Origin of the sequence: Pararhizobium sp. LjRoot235 (assembly GCF_964254145.1) — a bacterium.
Taxonomy (GTDB): domain Bacteria; phylum Pseudomonadota; class Alphaproteobacteria; order Rhizobiales; family Rhizobiaceae; genus Pararhizobium.
In genome coordinates, this window is the sequence record NZ_CAXUSP020000001.1 from 3460212 (window position 1) to 3478467 (window position 18256).

The 18256-nt window shown below is 61.9% G+C and carries 19 protein-coding genes; 15 read left to right on the forward strand and 4 right to left on the reverse strand.

Translation table 11 applies throughout. The annotated features are described in order from the left end of the window. The first annotated feature begins 81 nt into the window (after positions 1-81). Positions 82-666, forward strand: a complete 585-nt coding sequence (locus ACSQ2Z_RS17015; RefSeq protein WP_436082270.1) for a histidine phosphatase family protein — start codon at positions 82-84, stop codon at positions 664-666. Between the two features lie 54 nt (positions 667-720). On the opposite strand, the gene ACSQ2Z_RS17020 is transcribed toward ACSQ2Z_RS17015, so the two are convergent. Beyond that, positions 721-981, reverse strand: coding sequence for a DUF1344 domain-containing protein (locus tag ACSQ2Z_RS17020; protein ID WP_436082271.1), 261 nt, complete (start codon positions 979-981; stop codon positions 721-723). 250 nt (positions 982-1231) lie between these two features. Between ACSQ2Z_RS17020 and ACSQ2Z_RS17025 the strand changes: the two genes are divergently transcribed. The 3 genes from ACSQ2Z_RS17025 to ribB all read left to right on the forward strand — a co-directional run bounded on the left by ACSQ2Z_RS17025 (position 1232) and on the right by ribB (position 6357). Beyond that, positions 1232-3946: a bifunctional diguanylate cyclase/phosphodiesterase gene (locus tag ACSQ2Z_RS17025; RefSeq protein ID WP_436082272.1), complete on the forward strand. Its 2715-nt coding sequence runs from the start codon at positions 1232-1234 to the stop codon at positions 3944-3946. 158 nt (positions 3947-4104) lie between these two features. Next, complete coding sequence (gene aroC / locus ACSQ2Z_RS17030) at positions 4105-5202, forward strand: chorismate synthase (protein ID WP_436082273.1); 1098 nt, start codon at positions 4105-4107, stop codon at positions 5200-5202. Between the two features lie 54 nt (positions 5203-5256). Beyond that, positions 5257-6357: a 3,4-dihydroxy-2-butanone-4-phosphate synthase gene (gene ribB, locus ACSQ2Z_RS17035; RefSeq protein ID WP_436082274.1), complete on the forward strand. Its 1101-nt coding sequence runs from the start codon at positions 5257-5259 to the stop codon at positions 6355-6357. Between the two features lie 257 nt (positions 6358-6614). Here ribB and ACSQ2Z_RS17040 read toward each other — a convergent pair whose 3' ends face one another. The 3 genes from ACSQ2Z_RS17040 to ACSQ2Z_RS17050 form a co-directional block, all read right to left on the reverse strand. Beyond that, on the reverse strand, positions 6615-6881 hold the full coding sequence (locus ACSQ2Z_RS17040) for a hypothetical protein (RefSeq protein ID WP_436082275.1): 267 nt from the start codon (positions 6879-6881) through the stop codon (positions 6615-6617). 221 nt (positions 6882-7102) lie between these two features. Beyond that, on the reverse strand, positions 7103-7504 hold the full coding sequence (locus ACSQ2Z_RS17045; protein WP_436082276.1) for a VOC family protein: 402 nt from the start codon (positions 7502-7504) through the stop codon (positions 7103-7105). A gap of 89 nt (positions 7505-7593) precedes the next feature. Further along, positions 7594-8784, reverse strand: coding sequence for a winged helix-turn-helix domain-containing protein (locus ACSQ2Z_RS17050; protein ID WP_436082277.1), 1191 nt, complete (start codon positions 8782-8784; stop codon positions 7594-7596). A gap of 115 nt (positions 8785-8899) precedes the next feature. Here ACSQ2Z_RS17050 and ACSQ2Z_RS17055 point away from each other — a divergent pair, with 115 nt between their 5' ends. The 11 genes from ACSQ2Z_RS17055 to ACSQ2Z_RS17105 all read left to right on the forward strand — a co-directional run bounded on the left by ACSQ2Z_RS17055 (position 8900) and on the right by ACSQ2Z_RS17105 (position 18236). Then, positions 8900-9580, forward strand: coding sequence for an energy-coupling factor ABC transporter ATP-binding protein (locus ACSQ2Z_RS17055; RefSeq protein ID WP_436082278.1), 681 nt, complete (start codon positions 8900-8902; stop codon positions 9578-9580). After that, on the forward strand, positions 9574-10197 hold the full coding sequence (locus ACSQ2Z_RS17060) for an energy-coupling factor transporter transmembrane component T family protein (RefSeq protein WP_436082279.1): 624 nt from the start codon (positions 9574-9576) through the stop codon (positions 10195-10197). The genes ACSQ2Z_RS17055 and ACSQ2Z_RS17060 overlap by 7 nt, the downstream gene beginning before the upstream one ends. 85 nt (positions 10198-10282) lie before the next feature. Then, a complete protein-coding gene (locus tag ACSQ2Z_RS17065; protein WP_436082280.1) occupies positions 10283-10846 on the forward strand; it encodes a biotin transporter BioY in 564 nt (187 codons plus the stop codon). Positions 10847-10968: 122 nt separating this feature from the next. Then, complete coding sequence (locus ACSQ2Z_RS17070) at positions 10969-11895, forward strand: histone deacetylase family protein (protein ID WP_436082281.1); 927 nt, start codon at positions 10969-10971, stop codon at positions 11893-11895. Beyond that, on the forward strand, positions 11892-12158 hold the full coding sequence (locus tag ACSQ2Z_RS17075) for an exodeoxyribonuclease VII small subunit (protein WP_436082282.1): 267 nt from the start codon (positions 11892-11894) through the stop codon (positions 12156-12158). The genes ACSQ2Z_RS17070 and ACSQ2Z_RS17075 overlap by 4 nt, the downstream gene beginning before the upstream one ends. Before the next feature lie 77 nt (positions 12159-12235). Next, the gene (locus ACSQ2Z_RS17080; protein WP_436082283.1) at positions 12236-12502 is read left to right on the forward strand and encodes a type II toxin-antitoxin system Phd/YefM family antitoxin; all 267 of its coding nucleotides are present in this window, start codon (positions 12236-12238) and stop codon (positions 12500-12502) included. Next, the gene (locus tag ACSQ2Z_RS17085; RefSeq protein ID WP_436082284.1) at positions 12499-12945 is read left to right on the forward strand and encodes a type II toxin-antitoxin system VapC family toxin; all 447 of its coding nucleotides are present in this window, start codon (positions 12499-12501) and stop codon (positions 12943-12945) included. The genes ACSQ2Z_RS17080 and ACSQ2Z_RS17085 overlap by 4 nt, the downstream gene beginning before the upstream one ends. Positions 12946-13062: 117 nt before the next feature. Continuing rightward, positions 13063-13986: a pirin family protein gene (locus ACSQ2Z_RS17090; protein WP_436082285.1), complete on the forward strand. Its 924-nt coding sequence runs from the start codon at positions 13063-13065 to the stop codon at positions 13984-13986. A gap of 166 nt (positions 13987-14152) precedes the next feature. Further along, positions 14153-16063 carry a 1-deoxy-D-xylulose-5-phosphate synthase gene (gene dxs / locus ACSQ2Z_RS17095; protein WP_436083114.1) on the forward strand — a complete coding sequence of 637 codons (1911 nt, stop codon included), beginning with the start codon at positions 14153-14155 and terminating at the stop codon, positions 16061-16063. Positions 16064-16182: 119 nt separating this feature from the next. Further along, positions 16183-16989 (forward strand): TlyA family RNA methyltransferase, encoded by an 807-nt coding sequence (locus tag ACSQ2Z_RS17100; protein ID WP_436082286.1) that lies wholly within the window; start codon positions 16183-16185, stop codon positions 16987-16989. Then, complete coding sequence (locus ACSQ2Z_RS17105; protein WP_436082287.1) at positions 16986-18236, forward strand: class I SAM-dependent RNA methyltransferase; 1251 nt, start codon at positions 16986-16988, stop codon at positions 18234-18236. The genes ACSQ2Z_RS17100 and ACSQ2Z_RS17105 overlap by 4 nt, the downstream gene beginning before the upstream one ends. Positions 18237-18256 lie beyond the last annotated feature (20 nt).

The following is an 18256-nucleotide window of genomic DNA, read 5'->3' on the forward strand; positions in this document are numbered from 1 at the left end:
AGAATTCCGGGGCTCCGGCCATGCGCCCGTGCCCCGGCTCACTTGCATAAGGGCCGATGGTCCCTGCCCCGGAGTCACTCCGTGCTCATTTACATGATCCGCCACGGACAAACCGACTGGAACGCGCAGATCCGCCTCCAGGGCCAGAAGGACATTCCCCTCAACGACACCGGCCGGCGGCAGGCTAGCGGCAATGGCCGTGCGCTTCTTTCTCTTCTCGGCAGGCAAGCGGAAAATTTCGATTTCGTCGCAAGCCCGCTGCATCGGACCCGCGAGACCATGGAACTGGCGCGGGAAGCCATGGGCCTTCCCCGTTCCGGCTACCGCACGGATGAACGGCTGAAGGAAGTCTCCTTCGGCGACTGGGAAGGCTATACGCTGGCGGAACTGGAACTGGAAATGCCGGAGCGCGTGGCCGAGCGTGAGCTGTCGAAATGGGATTTCATTCCACCGGGCCCGGATGCAGAGAGTTACGAGATCCTCTCCTGGCGCGTCGGCGCCTGGCTCTCCAGCGTTTCTGCGCCCACCATCTGCGTCAGCCATGGGGGCGTGATCCGCACGCTGTTCAAGATGTGCGGCGCGATGGACGCAGAAGAAGCCGCCCTTGGCGCCATTCCTCAGGACCGGATTTTGAAGATTGAGAACGGCGCGATCGGTTGGCTTTGAGAAAGCCTGCGCCGTCACGGTAAAAGCATCGGATTACGACGGAAGAAACGGAAATTACTGAACAATTTCCAAATCGTTGATGACGCGCTTGCCATCGACTTCGGTGTAGAACACCAGAACCTTGACGCCTTCTTTCAAGCCATCGAAGTTGAATTCCTCGGGCGCCTGGTAGCTCCTGCCGTCATCGAGGGAAAGGCTCAGCTTGTCGGTATCGACGCTCGTAATGACAGCTTCGACATCCGCACTCTCGGCAAACACGGCGAGCGGCGAAAAGAAACTGGCTGCGGCCATCAATGCAGCAACGATGAAACGCATCTGTCTTGCCCTCTTCAGTGATTCATTCAATTTGGTAATGCCCACTATTTGACCCTCGATTGTGGCAAAAATCGCCCGCTGCCATGACTTTTAAAAGTTTAGCCGATCGGAATTTTCATGGCGGGCCATTCTTGACCGACGTACACCATCTGAACGGCGAAACGGCGATTTGATAGCAGGATCAGTCTCTAAAGCCAATCTTAAGACTCCATGTTTACCGTCACGCCGGGGAATATGGGGTTCTTGAACGTTGACCAAAAGCGCTACAATCCGTCACCGCGCCTCGACGCTCGCGAGGCTGGCGAAACCGTCGCTTTTTCCCGCCGTCATCGCTGCCGCCGTCGTCTTCACCGGCGGCTATTTCTTTAAAGAGCAGAACCGTCAAAACTTCCACAGCGAACTGAAGAGCAACGTCGAGAGCGAGCTCAACCTGATTTCCACCCGGCTGCAGAGCGAGATCAACAACAACATCACCGCCCTTCGCGGCTTTGCCAATAATATCTCCGTCGCCCCCGACATGCCGCAACCGGTTTTCGACCAGTTGGCGACCAAGCTGCTCCTGCAGAATCCCCAGATGGTGCGTGTCAGCGCCGCGCCCGATGCCGTCATCCGCAGGACATTTCCGCTCATCGGCAACGAGCGGATGATCGGCACTGATTTCAAGAAATTCCGTTCCTCCAGGGTCGCCGTCGATCGCGCCCAATCGAAAGCAAAGCCGATCATCGCCGGCCCGGTGAGGCTGCCGAGCGGTCGCACCGGCTTCAACCTCTTCTCTCCCGTCTTCACGAAGAGCAATGAAACGGTGGCCTTCTGGGGTTTCATGGAAGCCGTCATCGACGAAAAGGAGATCTATCGCAACGCGCGGCTCTTTCATGACGGCAATCCCGAAGAGGAAGCCAGTCGCGGGCACCGGCATACGGATATCCAGTTGGCAATCCGCGACATCTCGGTGAAGAACAATATCCAGGATGCCTTTTTCGGCGACACCTACATCTTCTCGAAGGAGCCGGTCATTCGCCAGCTCGATCTTCCCGGCGGCACCTGGGAACTTGCGGCGATCCCATCGGGTGGCTGGGCGCAGCAGCCGGCCAACAGCAGTTGGCTGGACATCGCCATCCTTATCGCTACGACGATCATCATTGTTCCTATTTTGCTGACCGGCGGCCTCGTCAACGAACGCCAGCGCAACATTGCCACGCTGCGGTCGCGCGAACGAGAACTCCTGACCGTATCGCACCGGCTCAACCTGGCGCTCGAATCCTCCAAGATCGGCATCTGGGAGATCGACCTCGACACGCAGCACCGATCCTGGGACAAGCGGATGTATCACCTGCACGGCATGCCGCCCGGCGATGGCGCACCAGGCTACGCAGACTGGCGGCGAACCATTCATTCCGACGACATCACCACGGCCTCGCTCACCTTGTTCAAGGCGCTGGACGAGGACCTCGAATACCGGTCGCAATATCGCGTCATCATGCCGGACGGCAGCGTCCGCCATGTGCGCAATGCCGGCTCGACGCATACCGGCGCCGACGGCAAGGCGAAGATCACTGGCATCAGCTGGGACGTCACCGACGACGTGCTGATGACCGAGCAGCTCAGAACCGCGAAGGCGCTGGCGGAAGCCAAGAATGGCGAGCTCGCCGAAGCCAAGGACCGCATCGAGCACAACGCGCTGCACGATCCGCTGACCGGGCTTGGCAATCGCCGCATGCTCGACAAGGAGCTGGAAACGTTGTCGGCTGCGCGCAAGGACGGCCTGCAGAACATCTCCATCCTGCATATCGACCTCGACCGCTTCAAACAGATCAACGACACGCTTGGCCATGCGGCCGGCGACGCGATGCTGGTGCATGCGTCGAAAATCCTCCGTTCCAATATGCGCGCCGGCGACATGGTCGCCCGCATCGGCGGCGACGAGTTCGTCGTCCTGGTGGCCGATCCGCCGGACAAGGCCTCTCTCTCGAACCTCGCGGAACGCATTATCGCCGAGATGCGCCAGCCGGTCGATTACAACGGCTTTTCCTGCCGCTTCGGCGTCAGCATCGGCATTGCGGTGGCCGGCGACATGGCAATCGACGAACGGCAGCTTCTGGTCAATGCCGATATCGCGCTCTACCGGGCCAAGGAAAACGGCCGCAATCGCTGCGAATTCTTTACCGAAGCGCTGCAGGCGGAAATCATCACCACCAAGCGCATTGCCGACGAAATCCTTGAAGGCATCGAGAAGAACCAGTTCGTCGCCTGGTACCAGCCGCAGTTCGAGGCGGGCACCCTGAAGCTCTCCGGCGTCGAAGCGCTGATCCGCTGGAACCATCCGCGCGACGGCGTGCTCACCCCCGACAAGTTCCTTGGCATTGCCGAAGAGCTCAACGTTGTCGCCACGCTCGACCGGATCGTCCTTGACCGGGCCTTGATCGACGCCATGCGCTGGGCTGCGATGGGCATCGATGTGCCGAAGGTCTCGGTCAACGTCTCGGCCAAGCGATTGAGCGACGACACGCTGTTGAATTCGCTGCGGGGCCTTTCGTTCAAGCCGGGCCAGCTCTCCTTTGAACTGGTGGAATCGATCTTCCTCGATGAGAGCGACGACATCGTCACGGCCAATATCGAAGGCATCAAGAGGCTCGGTATCGATATCGAGATCGATGACTTCGGCACCGGCCACACCTCGATTGTCAGCCTGTTGAAGATCAAGCCGAAGCGGCTGAAGATCGACCGGCAGCTCGTCGCTCCGGTTCTGAAGGCCCGCAGCGAGCAGGCGCTGATCCGCTCGATCATCGAGATCGGCCGCTCGCTCGGTATCGAAACCGTGGCCGAAGGCGTGGAGACCATGGCGCATGCGGAAATGCTCGGGCTGCTCGGTTGCGATCTGCTGCAGGGCTATGCCTTCGCCAAGCCGCTGACCTTCGAGAAATTCGTCGCGTTCGCCACCAATGAAGCCCTGCAACTGGCGTCCTGATCGTTCCCTCCCTGACGAGACACACTGTTCACGCGCCAATTGCCATATTTTGCCAGAAAGGTTTTCCCTTTCGGGCATTTTCCAACTAATAGTCACGGCCGAATGAATGTCGCAATCCGGCGCCTTGAACGCCGGCGGTTTACACATCGGTTCTGGACATGTCGCACAACACCTTCGGTCACCTTTTCCGCGTCACCACCTGGGGCGAAAGCCATGGACCAGCGCTCGGCTGCGTCATCGACGGCTGCCCGCCCGGCATTCGCTTCACGCTTTCCGAGCTTCAGGCCTGGCTCGACAAGCGCAAGCCCGGCCAGTCGCGCTTCGTTACCCAGCGCCGCGAGGATGATCTGGTCAAGGTGCTCTCCGGCGTCATGCTGGATACCGACGGCGAGACGATGATCACCACCGGCACGCCGGTCTCGATGATGATCGAGAATACCGACCAGCGCTCCAAGGATTATTCCGAGATCGCCAAGAGCTACCGGCCGGGCCATGCCGACTACACCTACGACCTCAAATACGGCATCCGCGACTATCGCGGCGGCGGCCGCTCGTCGGCCCGTGAGACGGCGGCGCGGGTCGCCGCCGGCGGCCTTGCGCGCAAGGTCGTGCCGGGGCTTCTGGTACGCGGCGCGCTCGTTCAGATCGGCAAGCACAAGATCAACCGCAACAACTGGGACTGGAATGAAGTCGGCAACAACCCTTTCTTCGCACCCGACCCGGCCATCGTGCCGGTCTGGGAGGAGTATCTCGACGGCATCCGCAAGGCCGGCTCTTCGATCGGCGCGGTCGTCGAAGTGATCGCCGAGGGCGTCCCGGCCGGCATCGGTGCGCCGATCTATGCCAAGCTCGACCAGGACATCGCCGCGAACCTGATGTCGATCAACGCCGTCAAGGGCGTCGAGATCGGCAACGGTTTTGGCGCCGCCGAAATCACCGGCGAGGAAAATGCCGACGAGATGCGCATGGGCAATGACGGCAAGCCGATCTTCCTGTCGAACCATGCCGGCGGCATCCTGGGCGGCATTTCGACCGGCCAGCCGGTGATCGCCCGCTTCGCCATCAAGCCGACCTCCTCGATCCTGACCCAGCGCCGGTCGATCGATGCGGACGGCAACAATGTCGATGTCCGGACCAAGGGCCGTCACGACCCCTGCGTCGGCATCCGCGCCGTGCCGATCGGCGAGGCCATGCTTGCCTGCACGATCGCCGACCACTACCTGCGCGACCGCGGCCAGACCGGTCGACTGAAATGACCTGGTCGACTGAAATGACCGGACGCCTCAAGTAACCATCCAAGGAAGAATTCCATGCCCTTTGACCAGAAGCGCGTTGCCGATGCCATCCGGGCCTTCGAGGCCGGCGAGATCGTTGTCGTCATCGACGACGACGGCCGCGAGAACGAAGGCGACCTGATTGTAGCCGCCGTTCACTGCACGCCGGAAAAGATGGCCTTCATCGTCCGCCACACCTCGGGCATCGTCTGCGCGCCGATGCCGAGGCAAGAGGCCAAGCGCCTCAACCTCAACGCCATGGTGGCGGAAAACGATTCGGCCCATACCACTGCCTTTACCGTATCCATCGACTTCAAGCATGGCACGACCACCGGCATATCGGCCGACGACCGGACGCTGACGGTGCGCAACCTCGCCAACCCGAATGTCGGCGCGGCCGATTTCACGCGTCCCGGCCATATTTTCCCGCTCGTTGCCCGTGAAGGCGGCGTGCTCATGCGATCCGGCCATACCGAAGCGGCCGTCGACCTCTGCAGGCTTGCCAGCCTGCCGCCCATCGGCGTCATCTGCGAACTGGTCAACGACGACGGTACGGTCACGCGCGGCCCGCAGGTCACTGAATTTGCGGAAAAACATGGCCTGAAGCTGGTTTCCGTCGCCGACCTCATCGCCTATCGCCAGCGCAAGGAAACGCTGATCCAGCTCGAGACGAGCTTCGACGTCGACACGCCCTACGGCAAGGCCAAGGCCCATGCCTATTCGCTGCCGTGGGACCCGATGCAGCACCTCGCGGTGGTCTTCGGCGACATCCGCGACGGCGTCGACATTCCGGTCAGGCTGCATCTGGAAAATGTCGCGGCCGACGTGTTCGGCAAGGATTGCGCGCTCGATGACATCATGAAACGCATGGCCGAACAGGGCCGCGGCGTCATCGTCTACCTGCGCGAAGGCTCCGTCGGTGTCGGCGTTTCACAGACTGCGCGCAAGGGCAATCATGACCGCGAGGGCCATGACGAGGCGCAGGCGCGACAAAGCGAATGGCTGGAAATCGGCCTTGGCGCACAGATCCTGAAAGATCTCGGCATCACCTCGATCAAGCTGATTTCCTCGCGCGAACGCCACTATGTCGGCCTCGAAGGTTTTGGCATCCAGATCGCGGCGACGGAGATTTTGTAAGCGCGCGGCAATAAGGGGCACCGGCTGTTCGTGCCGGTGTCTTTTTACCGTGACGGCACGCTTCTGTGCGGCCCTTTAACCGAGAGGCGTCGGAGCTCGCACTTCGACCAATCCCGGTCAGGCGCGAACTCACCTGCACCGCTTGCTCCATCGGCCAGCGAAAAGTATCTATCTGAACCTGGTATTTTCCAGAATGGCCGAAACCGGCCTGCAATAATCGACCGCCTCTTGCGGGATGGCTTGCCGAGCAACCAAACTCATGATTCGACAAGGATCACGATGGACTCCGGCACCACGCCATCATAAGCCATCGCTTCAGCAGCTGCCGTGCTCTCCAGCGCCTTCTTGAGGACGTCCATGTCCGGAACGTCCATAAGAACGGCAACCCGTGTCGAGTCCTGCGCGTCAACGAATGTTCGAATGTTGGTCACGCCAAGTGGACCAAAAAGCTCTTTGCGCTTTGGCGATTTGAGCCAATGTTCGGCGCCCTTTGTGATCTTGTGGTAGGCAACAATTGTCGGCATTGTATCCTCCCTCTTGCGACGTGAACGTCTGGCGTCAACCAGGAGTGCCAAAATCCGTCCACGTCGCTTCACGGAACGCCCTATAACTTGGACTGTCAAGCAGCGTCAGGGGCGCAACGATTTAGAAACAACGATGGCCAAGACGGGTCGCTTCCCTTGAAGTACGGCCGCGTCCGGCGGCCATTTGGCGCGAGCGAACAGCTGGTCAACGACTGCGCCCCCTATCGTCCATCCGTGAACTGCACGAGATCCCATAAATTTCCATAGAGGTCCTCAAACACAGCGACAATGCCGTATGGGGCTCGCTTCGGCTCGCGTGTAAATCGGATGCCCGCTTCGAGCATGGCCGCATAATCTCTGCTGAAATCGTCAGTCCGCAAGAACAGGAAGACCCGACCACCGGCCTGGTTACCTATGAACGTTTCCTGATGGGCGGAGGACGCGCGTGCGAGAAGCAATGAGGTGCTGCCCTCGCCTGCGGGCCTGACGACAACCCAGCGCTTGTCCTGCTCTGGCTGGTAGGTGTCCTCAATCAGAGTGAACCCCAATTTGTTGACGTAAAAGTCGATTGCTTCATCGTAGTCGCGAACGACAATCGCGATAAGTGCAATAGCTTGATTCATGGCGCCTCCGCTGGTCCGACAATGATGTCTGTGGTTGCAGAATTCGGAAGCGAATACGAGTCCGCTTCAGGTCAAGCGGGCATCCGCGCTCAGCGGGCCTCCCACCCATCCAGAAACACCATCTTCTCGACGCCCGCGAACTTCGCCACCCGTGCAAGTTCCGCTTCCAGCCGCTCCATCCGGCCCGATGACGTCCGCACGCCCTTTTCCCACCAGATCCGCTTGACGTCGAGCGTGCCCGCCTTGCGGTCGGCCTTCATGTCGATGCGGCCGACGAGGCGGTCGCCTTCGAGCAGCGGGAAGACGTAATAGCCGTATTCACGCTTGGGCTCAGGAACGAAGACTTCGATGCGGTAATAGAAGCCGAACAGCCGCTCCGTGCGGTTGCGGTCGCGGATCAGCGGATCGAAGGGGCTGAGCACGCGCAGGCGGGCGGGCGGTTCCGGCAGGTCGCGCAGTGCGTCGAGGCCATCTGCGAAGGCGAAGGAAGTGCGCGGCTTGCCGTCGACCGTTTCGATCGCAACCTCCTCCAGCTCTTCGCGATGGCTTTCCACCCATTGCCTGGCTTCCTGCGGCGTCACCAGATCGAAAAAGGCGGCGATCTCGCCGGACGTGGCAAAGCCGAGCCGCTTCAGCGCCTCGCGGCAAGCAAAGTCGGCGAAGGTGTCGTGATCGACTTCGGCCTCGTAATGCTCCTTCGGGATCACCCGCTCGGTCAGGTCATAGATCTTCTGGAAATTGTCGCGCCCCGCGATCGAGAGTTTGCCGGTATGCCAGAGGAATTCGAGCGCCGTCTTCGAAGGATGCCAGTTCCACCAGCCGCCCGACTTGTGATCCTCGGCTTTCACGTCCCGCGCCATGACCGGACCGTTCGCCCTGATCCGCTCATAGGTTTCCTCGAAGGCCTGATCAAAGCCCTCTCCCTGCCATTTTCGCCAGTTCTCGCGGATCTTGGCTTCGCGCCGCACGAAGCGATGCTTCCAATATGGGAAAAAGGCCGCAGGAATGATCGAGGCGTCATGCGTCCAGTGCTCGAACAGCGCCCGGTCCTTCTCGATCAATGCCGCCAGGTGTTCCGGCCGGTAGGTCTGGTTACGCGAGAAGAGAATCTGGTGATGGGCGCGTTCGACCGTCGAGATGCTGTCCACCTGGACGAAGCCGATATCGTGGATGAGATCGAGCAGTCCGTCCTTGCCGAGTGCCCGGTGCGGCGGCGCGGCCAGACCCTGCTTGTTCAGGAAAATGCGCCGCGCATCGCGGTTTGAAACGAGAATCGCCATAACGACAATCTAAGCGAATGTTCACACTTTGTTCAAGTCCCCAACCGAACGCCTCTTTTCAACGGACAGGAATTCGTCCTATAGAGCCGGCCTATCGACAAGCGGAGGACGCGGATTGGACATACGCTTTTCCGGCGCATCCGTCAGCTTTGGCGAGCGCACGGTTCTCCGGCCTCTGACCCTGACGCTCACCGAGCGGCGCATCGGCATCATCGGCCTCAACGGATCCGGCAAGACCACCTTCGCGCGGCTGATCAACGGCCTCGTCAAGCCGACAACCGGTACCGTTTCCGTCAATGGGCTCGACACGGTGCATGACGATGGCGCCGTGCTCGCGGCCGCCGGCTTCATCTTCCAGAACCCGCAGCACCAGATCATCATGCCGATCGTGCACGAGGACATCGCCTTCGGCCTGAAGAATCGCGGCCTGAAGAACGACGAGATCGAGCGGAAGACCGCCGCCGTGCTCGCGCGGTTCGGCATCACGCATCTGGCCAGGCGGCGGGTCCACGAACTCTCGGGTGGCGAAACGCAACTCGTCGCCATTTCCAGCGTCGTCGTGACCGGCCCCGGGATCCTCATCCTCGACGAACCGACCAACCAGCTGGATCTGAGGAACCGCCGGCTGATCGAAAACACCATTGCCGGCCTTGATGAGCACACCATCGTCATCAGCCACGACCTGCCGCTGATCGAGCATTTCGAGCGTGTGCTTTGGTTCCATGACGGCCAGCTTGTCGCCGATGGCCCGGCGCAGGAGACCATCTGCGCCTATCGCGAGGCGGCCGAATGCTGAACGGGCTGAATGTCGAGGGCAATACGCCGCTGCATCGGATGTCGGTGCGCATGAAGCTCGCCATCCTGCTCGTTCTCGGCCTGGCGCTTTATTTCGTCTCGTCCTTTTTCGTGCTTGTCCCAGCTTTTGTGCTCGCCGCCGGCACCTATTTCACAACCGGCCTACCCGTCCGCGATGGCCTCAGCCGCCTGAAACCCATCCTTTTTACCCTCCTGATCCTGCTGATCGCGACGGCTTACCTCGCCTCGATCCGCGAGGCGACTGAGGCTTTCTTCCGGCTGATGGCAATCGTCCTGTTTGCGGGTGCCGTGACTGCGACGACGGCGACCGGCGACTTCATCGACGAGATCACGCGGCTGCTGCAGCCGCTCGACCGGCTTGGCTTGGTGCGGGCTGCCGATATCGGCCTCGCCTTCGGCCTGGTGCTGCGCTTCGTGCCCGATATCTTCAACCACTACCAGGCGATTCGCGAGGCGCACCGGGCGCGCGGCCTGAAGGTCCGGCCATTGACGATCCTTGCCCCATTGATCATCCTGACGCTCAAGGACGCCGATACGATCGCCATGGCGATCGACGCGCGCGGCTTTCGCCGGGACCGCGCCGGCCCGAACGGATGATTTGCGCAGCTTTTGTTGCGCTGCCGGCTTCCCTTGGAAGGGAAGGCGCTTTAGATCCAAGGCTCTAGGAGACAAAGGACCCGTCATGAAAACCAGAGACCTTGTGCTTGTTGCCCTCTTCACCGCAATCATCGTGGTTCTCGGCGTCATCCCGCCCATCACGCTTGGCTTCATCCCGGTGCCGATTACCGCCCAGTCGATGGGCGTGATGCTGGCCGGCTGCATCATCGGCGCCAAGCGCGGCGCACTCGCCTATGTCCTGTTCGTGCTGCTCGTGGCAGCCGGCCTGCCCGTGCTTTCCGGCGGCAGAGGTGGTCTTGCCATCATCCAGGGACCGACCGGCGGCTTCATTCTCGGCTGGATCGCCGCCACCTACGTCACCGGCCTGATCGCCGAGCGGCTGGTGAAGGACGGGCAGAACGAGATCAGGCAGTTCGCGGCCTTCTTCATCGCCTCCGTCGTCGGTGGCATCGTGGTGCTCTACGCCATCGGCATGCCGTGGGTGAGCATGACGACCGGCACGCCGCTTGCCGATGTCGCGACCGGTTCGCTTGCCTTCATCCCCGGCGATCTCCTGAAGGCCGGCATCGCGGCGCTTGCCGCCCGTGCGGTCCTCATGGGCTATCCGCTCCTGCCGCACCGCGCCTGATCTGCCTTTGGCAATCCCGCAAGCACGGCAGCGGGGGATTTGCCGATCCCCGCTGTTGAAAACGCCGCAATCGCCCTACCTATGCCATGGACCTTGCCCCACCGAAGCCATAGGTTTCCGCCATGACCACGATCCTGTTCGAAAACCCGATCTTTCTGGAGCACAAGGTTCCAGAAGGTCACCCGGAACGGCCCGACCGGCTGAAGGCGCTCAATCTGGCGCTGGAGCACGAGCGTTTTTCGTCGCTCTCGCGGCTCGAGGCGCCGCAGGGCAATGAGGATCTGGTGCTGCTTGCCCATCCGGAAGAACATCTTCGCGCGGTGATGTCCGTCATTCCCGAGGAAGGCATCAATGGCTTCGAGGCCGACACCTTTGCAAGCCCCGCCAGCCTTCAGGCCGCATTGACCGCGGTCGGCGGTGCGGTCGCTGCCGTCGATGCGGTGTTTTCCGGCAAGGCCGACAATGCCTTCGTCGCCGCCCGCCCCCCCGGCCACCATGCCGAGAGAAACAAGGCAATGGGCTTCTGCTTCTTCAACACGATCGCCATCGCCGCCCGCTATGCGCAGCAAAGACACGGCGCCGAGCGGGTCGCCATCGTCGATTGGGACGTGCATCACGGCAACGGCACGCAGGATATTTTCTGGGACGATCCGTCGGTGCTGTTCTGCTCGACCCATCAGATGCCGCTCTACCCCGGCACGGGCGCCAAGACCGAGACGGGCGCCGGCAACATCGTCAATGCGCCGCTCTCGCCCGATACCGGCAGCGAGCATTTCCGCGAGGCCTTCAAATCGCGCGTGCTCCCCGCGCTCGAAGAATTCCGCCCGGATTTCATCCTGATCTCCGCCGGCTTCGATGCCCATCACCGCGATCCGCTGGCGCAGATCAACCTGGTTGCCGAGGATTTCGACTGGGCGACCGGGCGGCTGCTCGATGCCGCCGGCAAGACCGCCAACAATCGCATCGTCAGCCTGCTCGAAGGCGGCTACGATCTCCAGGGCCTGGCCGAATCGGCCGGCACCCACATCTATCGCCTGATGAGAGGATGACCATGAACACCGCCCCGCAACCCGCCGCGACCGACGTTTCCTCTCTCTCCTTCGAAAAAGCGGTCGAAGAACTGGAAGCGATCGTGTCGGCGCTCGAACGCGGCGACGTGGCGCTCGACAAGTCGATCGAGATCTATGAGCGCGGCGAGGCGCTGAAGAAGCATTGCGAGGCGCTGCTGAGTGCTGCCGAAAACCGCATCGAAAAGATCAGGCTCGATCGCGCCGGCAAGCCGCAAGGGGTTGAGCCGCTGGATGGGGAGTGAGGCCTGAATTCTGAACTTGATTTCTCAGACGCTGGAGCCTAAAAAGGTCATATATGACCCCCTTAATGGAAGGTTCTATGTCGACAATCAGTCTGAAAGACGCGAAAGCGACCTTTTCCAACGTCATCGACAAGGCGGCGTCTGGTGAATTTGTGACGATTACGCGGCATGGTCGCGCGGCGGCGGTGCTGGTCAGCGTAGGGGCTGCGGAAGCCGCAAAGAAAGCGCTCGGAACCGACCGGCCGAGCCTTGTCCGCTACCTCAAGACGTTCCCGATCGATCTTGACCTTGGTGACGATGTGTTCGCTCGCAACTCTGCCCCGACGAGAGAGGTGGACCTGTGAGCGGCTTCCTTCTGGACACGAACGCAATCTCGGTGTTCGCCCCTTCCAGAACAGAGCCATCGGAGGCTTTCGCGGCATGGATGGACGAGCAGGAACGGTTAAATGGCATTTACCTTTCTGCCATAACAATCCATGAAATCAAAAAGGGCATCACGATATTGGAGCACAGGGGAGCCAAATCGAAAGCCGAGGTTCTCGGCATCTGGCTTCTTGGCCTCACATCCGCCTATGCTGAAAATATCCTGCCTCTCGATGCTACCGTTGCTAGAATTTCGGGGGAATTGGAGGCTATTGCCGTGTCGGCAGGCCACGCCCCCGGTGCAGCGGACGCCATGATCGCGGGCACGGCAAAGGCCCATGGCTTGACGGTCATCACCAACAATCTCAAAGATTTCAAGCCCTTTGCTATATCTGCCAAGTCGCCCAATCAAATCGCAGGCTGATTTCGGCAAACAACAGTTGACCCAAGGCGCAACGGCGTCCCATCATCTGGCCATACGAGATAACGGAGCGGCTGTCAGAACTCCGCCAGGCTCGATCCATAGAGAGAGTGCCACGCCATGAGCTTCTTTCCCGGACCAGACCCCCTCGTCGGTGATGCGCCGGCGTGTGATGCGATCGAGCATCTGATCATTCCGCGCACCAGCGACATCGGCAATCTTGAGGTGCGCCGCGCGCTGCCGACGGCAAAGCGGCGGCTGGTCGGGCCGTTCATCTTCTTCGACCGCATGGGCCCGGCGCTGCTCAAGGCCGGTGAGGCGCTCGACGTGCGGCCGCATCCGCATATCGGGCTTTCGACCGTCACTTATCTCTTCGACGGTGAGATCAAGCACCGCGACAGCCTCGGCACCGAAATGGTCATCGAGCCTGGCGACCTCAACCTGATGACGGCCGGTCGCGGCATCGTGCATTCGGAACGCTCGCCGGAAAATCTGCGTGGCAAACCGCAGTCGATCTCGGGGATGCAGACCTGGCTGGCGCTGCCGGATCAATACGAGGAAATCGATCCGATCTTCACCCACACCGAAAAGCGCGACCTGCCGTCCTTCAACGCGGACGGCATGGAAGGCCGCGTCGTGATCGGTACATTCGAAGGCATGCGGTCACCGGTCTCGGTGTTTTCCGACACGATCTATGTCGACCTGAGGATCGAGCCGGGCAAGAGCGCACCGTTCGGGGCGGACTGGGAAGAACGTGCGCTCTATATCCTCGAAGGTGAAGCGATCATCGCCGGCGATCATTTCGCCGACAACCAGCTGCTGGTTTTCCGGGCGGGCGACGCGATCACCGTCACGGCCGGCCCCAAGGGTTGTCATGTCATGCTGTTCGGGGGCGCGGCGCTGGGCTCGGCGCGGCATATCTGGTGGAACTTCGTTTCCTCGTCGAAGGAGCGGATCGAACAGGCCAAGGAGGAGTGGCGCACCGGCCGCTTCGACATTGTGCCGGGGGACAGCCAGGAGTTTATCCCTTTGCCGGAACGGTAATATTCGCTAAACTCCTTGTTTGCGCCGCAAGAAAACCCGTTTTTGCAATCCATAACGATTCCGTTTAAAGACGCGGGTTCCTGCGGACACCCACATTTGATATCGCGGCTCTTCGACGGCCGCGGGAACGAAGGCCTTCAGCGTGACACAACTGCCAGTCAATCCCATGCCGGCGACTCCCCTTCTCGATCAGGTGACCTATCCCGATGATCTGAAGAAGATCGACGACAAGGATCTGCCGCAACTGGCGACCGAACTGCGCGCCGAAATGGTCGATGCGGTCTCGCGCACCGGCGGTCATCTGGGCGCGGGCCTCGGCGTCGTCGAACTGACGATCGCCATCCACAAGGTCTTCAACACACCGCATGACCGGCTGATCTTCGACGTCGGCCACCAGTGTTATCCGCACAAGATCCTGACCGGCCGCCGCGACCGCATCCGGACGCTGCGGCAGGAAAACGGCCTTTCCGGCTTCACCCGCCGGGCGGAAAGCGAATACGACCCCTTTGGCGCCGCCCATTCCTCGACCTCGATCTCCGCCGGCCTCGGCATGGCGGTTGCGGCCGATCTTTCCGGCGAGCCGCGCAATGTCATCGCCGTCATCGGCGACGGCGCGATGTCGGCCGGCATGGCCTATGAAGCGCTCAACAATGCCGGTGCGCTCGATGCGCGGCTTATCGTCATCCTCAACGACAATGACATGTCGATCGCCCCGCCGACGGGCGCGATGAGCGCCTATCTGGCGCGGCTTGCCTCCGGCCGCACCTATATGGGCTTCCGCGAACTCGGCAAGAAGCTGACGGCCTATCTCGGCAAGTCGGTGGACCGGGCGATCACCCGCGCCGTCGAGCATGCGCGCGGTTATGTGACCGGCGGCACGCTGTTCGAGGAGATGGGCTTCTATCATATCGGCCCGATCGACGGTCATTCCTTCGATCATCTGCTGCCGGTGCTGCGCAATGTGCGCGACAATTCCAAGGGTCCGGTGCTCATCCACGTGGTGACGCAGAAGGGCAAGGGCTATCCGCCGGCGGAGGCTGCCGCCGACAAGTATCACGGTGTCAACACCTTCGACGTCATCACCGGCGCGCAGGCCAAGGCCAAGCCGAACGCACCCGCCTATACCTCGGTCTTTGCCGAAGCTCTGACGCAGGAAGCGGGCTACGACGACAAGATCGTCGCCATCACCGCCGCCATGCCAACGGGCACCGGGCTCGACAAATTCGCGCTCGCACACCCCTCGCGCTGCTTCGATGTCGGTATCGCCGAGCAACATGCGGTGACCTTCGCGGCCGGCCTCGCCTCCGAGGGCTACAAGCCGTTCTGCGCGCTGTACTCGACCTTCCTGCAGCGCGGCTACGACCAGGTCGTGCACGACGTCGCGATTCAAGGGTTGGCCGTCCGCTTCCCGATCGACCGCGCCGGTTTCGTCGGCGCCGACGGGCCGACGCATGCGGGCTCGTTCGATACGACCTATCTCGCCACCCTGCCCGGCTTCGTCGTCATGGCGGCGGCCGACGAGGCAGAACTGAAGCATATGGTGCGCACGGCCGCCGCCTACGACCAGGGGCCGGTCTCGTTCCGCTACCCGCGCGGCGAAGGCATCGGCGTCGAGATGCCCGAGCGCGGCCAGATTCTCGAAATTGGCAAGGGCCGGATAATGAAACAGGGCTCGAAGGTGGCGCTGCTTTCCTTCGGCACGCGCCTTGCCGACTGTCTGCTTGCCGCCGAAGATCTCGATGCCGCGGGTCTTTCGACGACGGTCGTCGACGCCCGCTTCGCCAAGCCGCTCGACCACGACCTGATCCGCCAGCTTGCCCGCCATCACGAGGTGCTGATCACCGTTGAGGAAGGCGCCGTCGGTGGCTTCGGCAGCCATGTGCTGCAATTCCTCGCGCATGAGGGTCTGCTCGACAATGGTTTGAAAATCCGGCCGATGGTTTTGCCGGACATCTGGATGGAACAGGCCAAGCCCGAGGCCATGTATGCCAAGGCCGGCCTCGACCGCGCCGGCATCGTCTCGACGGTGTTCCGCGCTCTCGGCCAGAAGGAAATCGGCGTCGGCGCGGCGGGCTGACGGTCCACTCCGGCACCGAGATCACCCTGACCCGCCGCGCGGGCCTGCTATCCGGCATTATTTGCCGTTAAACAGCCCAAAAGCCTTGCCATACGGGCCTCGACGCGCCATGACGGGCCATGTCAAACGAACCCAAAACAACCGTCCGCCTCGACCAGCTGCTCTTGAACCTGGGGCTTGTCGCCAGCCGTTCGCGCGCCCGCGATGCGATCCAGCGCGGCACCGTCACCGTCAATGGCCGCACGGTCACCAAACCGAGCTCCACCTTTCCCGAGGATGTGACGATCGGCATCGACGACCCGGTCCAGGCCTATGTTTCGCGCGCGGCGCTGAAGCTGAAGGCTGGTCTCGAGCATTTCCAGCTGTCGCCCGAGGGGCTGGACTGTCTCGACATCGGCGCCTCGACCGGCGGCTTCACCGAAATCCTGCTGCATAACGGCGCGGCGCATGTCATCTCGATCGACGTCGGCCATGGTCAATTCCATCCGCGGCTGGAAGCTGATCCACGCGTCACCAATATCGAGGGGCTGAATGCCCGGGTGCTGGACGAGGACCATCTCGATGGCCATGCCATTTCCTTCGTTGTTTCGGACGTCTCGTTCATCTCGCTGAAGCTTGCCTTGCCGCCGGCGCTCGATCTTGCCGAGCCGGGCGCCCACTGCATCCTGCTCGTCAAGCCGCAGTTCGAGGCCGGTCGCGAGGCCGTCAGCAAGGCGGGCCTGCTCAAGGATCCGGACAGCGCGCCGGCCGTCGCTGCCGAACTGGAGCGCTGGCTCACCGAGGACATGGGGTGGGAAAGCCTCGGCCTTATCCCCTCGCCGATCTCCGGCGGCGATGGCAATGAGGAATACCTTCTGGCCGGCCGCAAGCCGCTGGACGACGACGCCCCCTTGGACGAAGACGCCCCGTTGGACGATGACGTATGAGCACCGAGACGCTTACCATCGAGAAGCTCGGCATGTCCGGCGACGGCGTGACCCGCGGCCCGTTCGGGCCGGTCTACGTGTCCTTCACGCTGCCTGGCGAAACGGTGGCGCTGGCGGTCAACAAGGACAGGGGCACGGTGATGTCGATGTCCCATCTCTCGCCTGATCGTGTCGAGCCGAAGTGCCGGCATTTCGGGCCGGATGGCGAAAACGGCGCCTGCGGCGGCTGCAGCCTGCAGCATGCCAGCGACAGCCTCTATCAGGATTTCAAGCGGCAATTGGTCGTCGATGCGCTGAAATCGAAGGCGCTGCAGGCCGAGGTCGCACCGCTTGTGCTCGCCTATCCCGGCGAACGGCGGCGCACGGTGTTCACGGCACGGCGCACCGAGAAGGAACTGCTGCTCGGCTACAACCAAGCCGAAAGCCACCACATCGTCTCGATCTCAGAATGTCCCATCGCAAGCCCCGGCATCGTGTCGCGGCTTGCAACCATCCGGACGATCGCCGATGCCATGGCCGTCAACGCCGAGCCGTTCCGCATCATCGTGCTGGAAACCCTCTCCGGCCTCGACCTCGCCTTCGAGGGCATCAAGGCGATGGACGACCGGCAGCGGCGCATGGCGATCGAAACCGTTCTTAAGCAAAAGGGCGTGGCCCGGCTCAGCCTCAACGGCGAAATTCTGGTCGAGCCGGTCAAGCCCGTCATCGATTTCGGCGGCGTTTCAGTCTCGCCGCCTCCCGGAAGCTTCACCCAGGCGACAAAGCCCGCGGAAGAGGCGATGGCGGAGCTGGTGATGGCCCATCTCGGCAAGGCCAAGCGCGTCGCAGACCTTTTTGCCGGTTCCGGAACCTTCTCGCTGCGCATGGCCAGAAAAGCCCGCGTTCTTGCAGTCGATGGCGATGACAAGGCGTTGAAAGCGCTTGATTTCGCTGCCCGCAACACGCAAGGCTTGAAGCCGGTCACGGTGGAGAAACGCGACCTTTTCCGCCGGCCGATGATGGCCTCGGAATTGAAGGTCTATGACGCCATCGTCTTCGACCCGCCACGCGCCGGCGCCGAAGTCCAGACGAAGGAAATCGCCCGTTCCGGCGCCAAGAAGGTCGTCGCCGTCTCCTGCAATCCGGTGACGCTGGTGCGCGACCTGCGCATCCTCGTCGATGCCGGCTACAGGATCACCTCCGTCACGCCGATCGACCAGTTTCTCTGGTCGTCGCATGTCGAGCTGGTGGCGACGCTGGAGAGATAACGGCACTCGAAGCTCTCCTG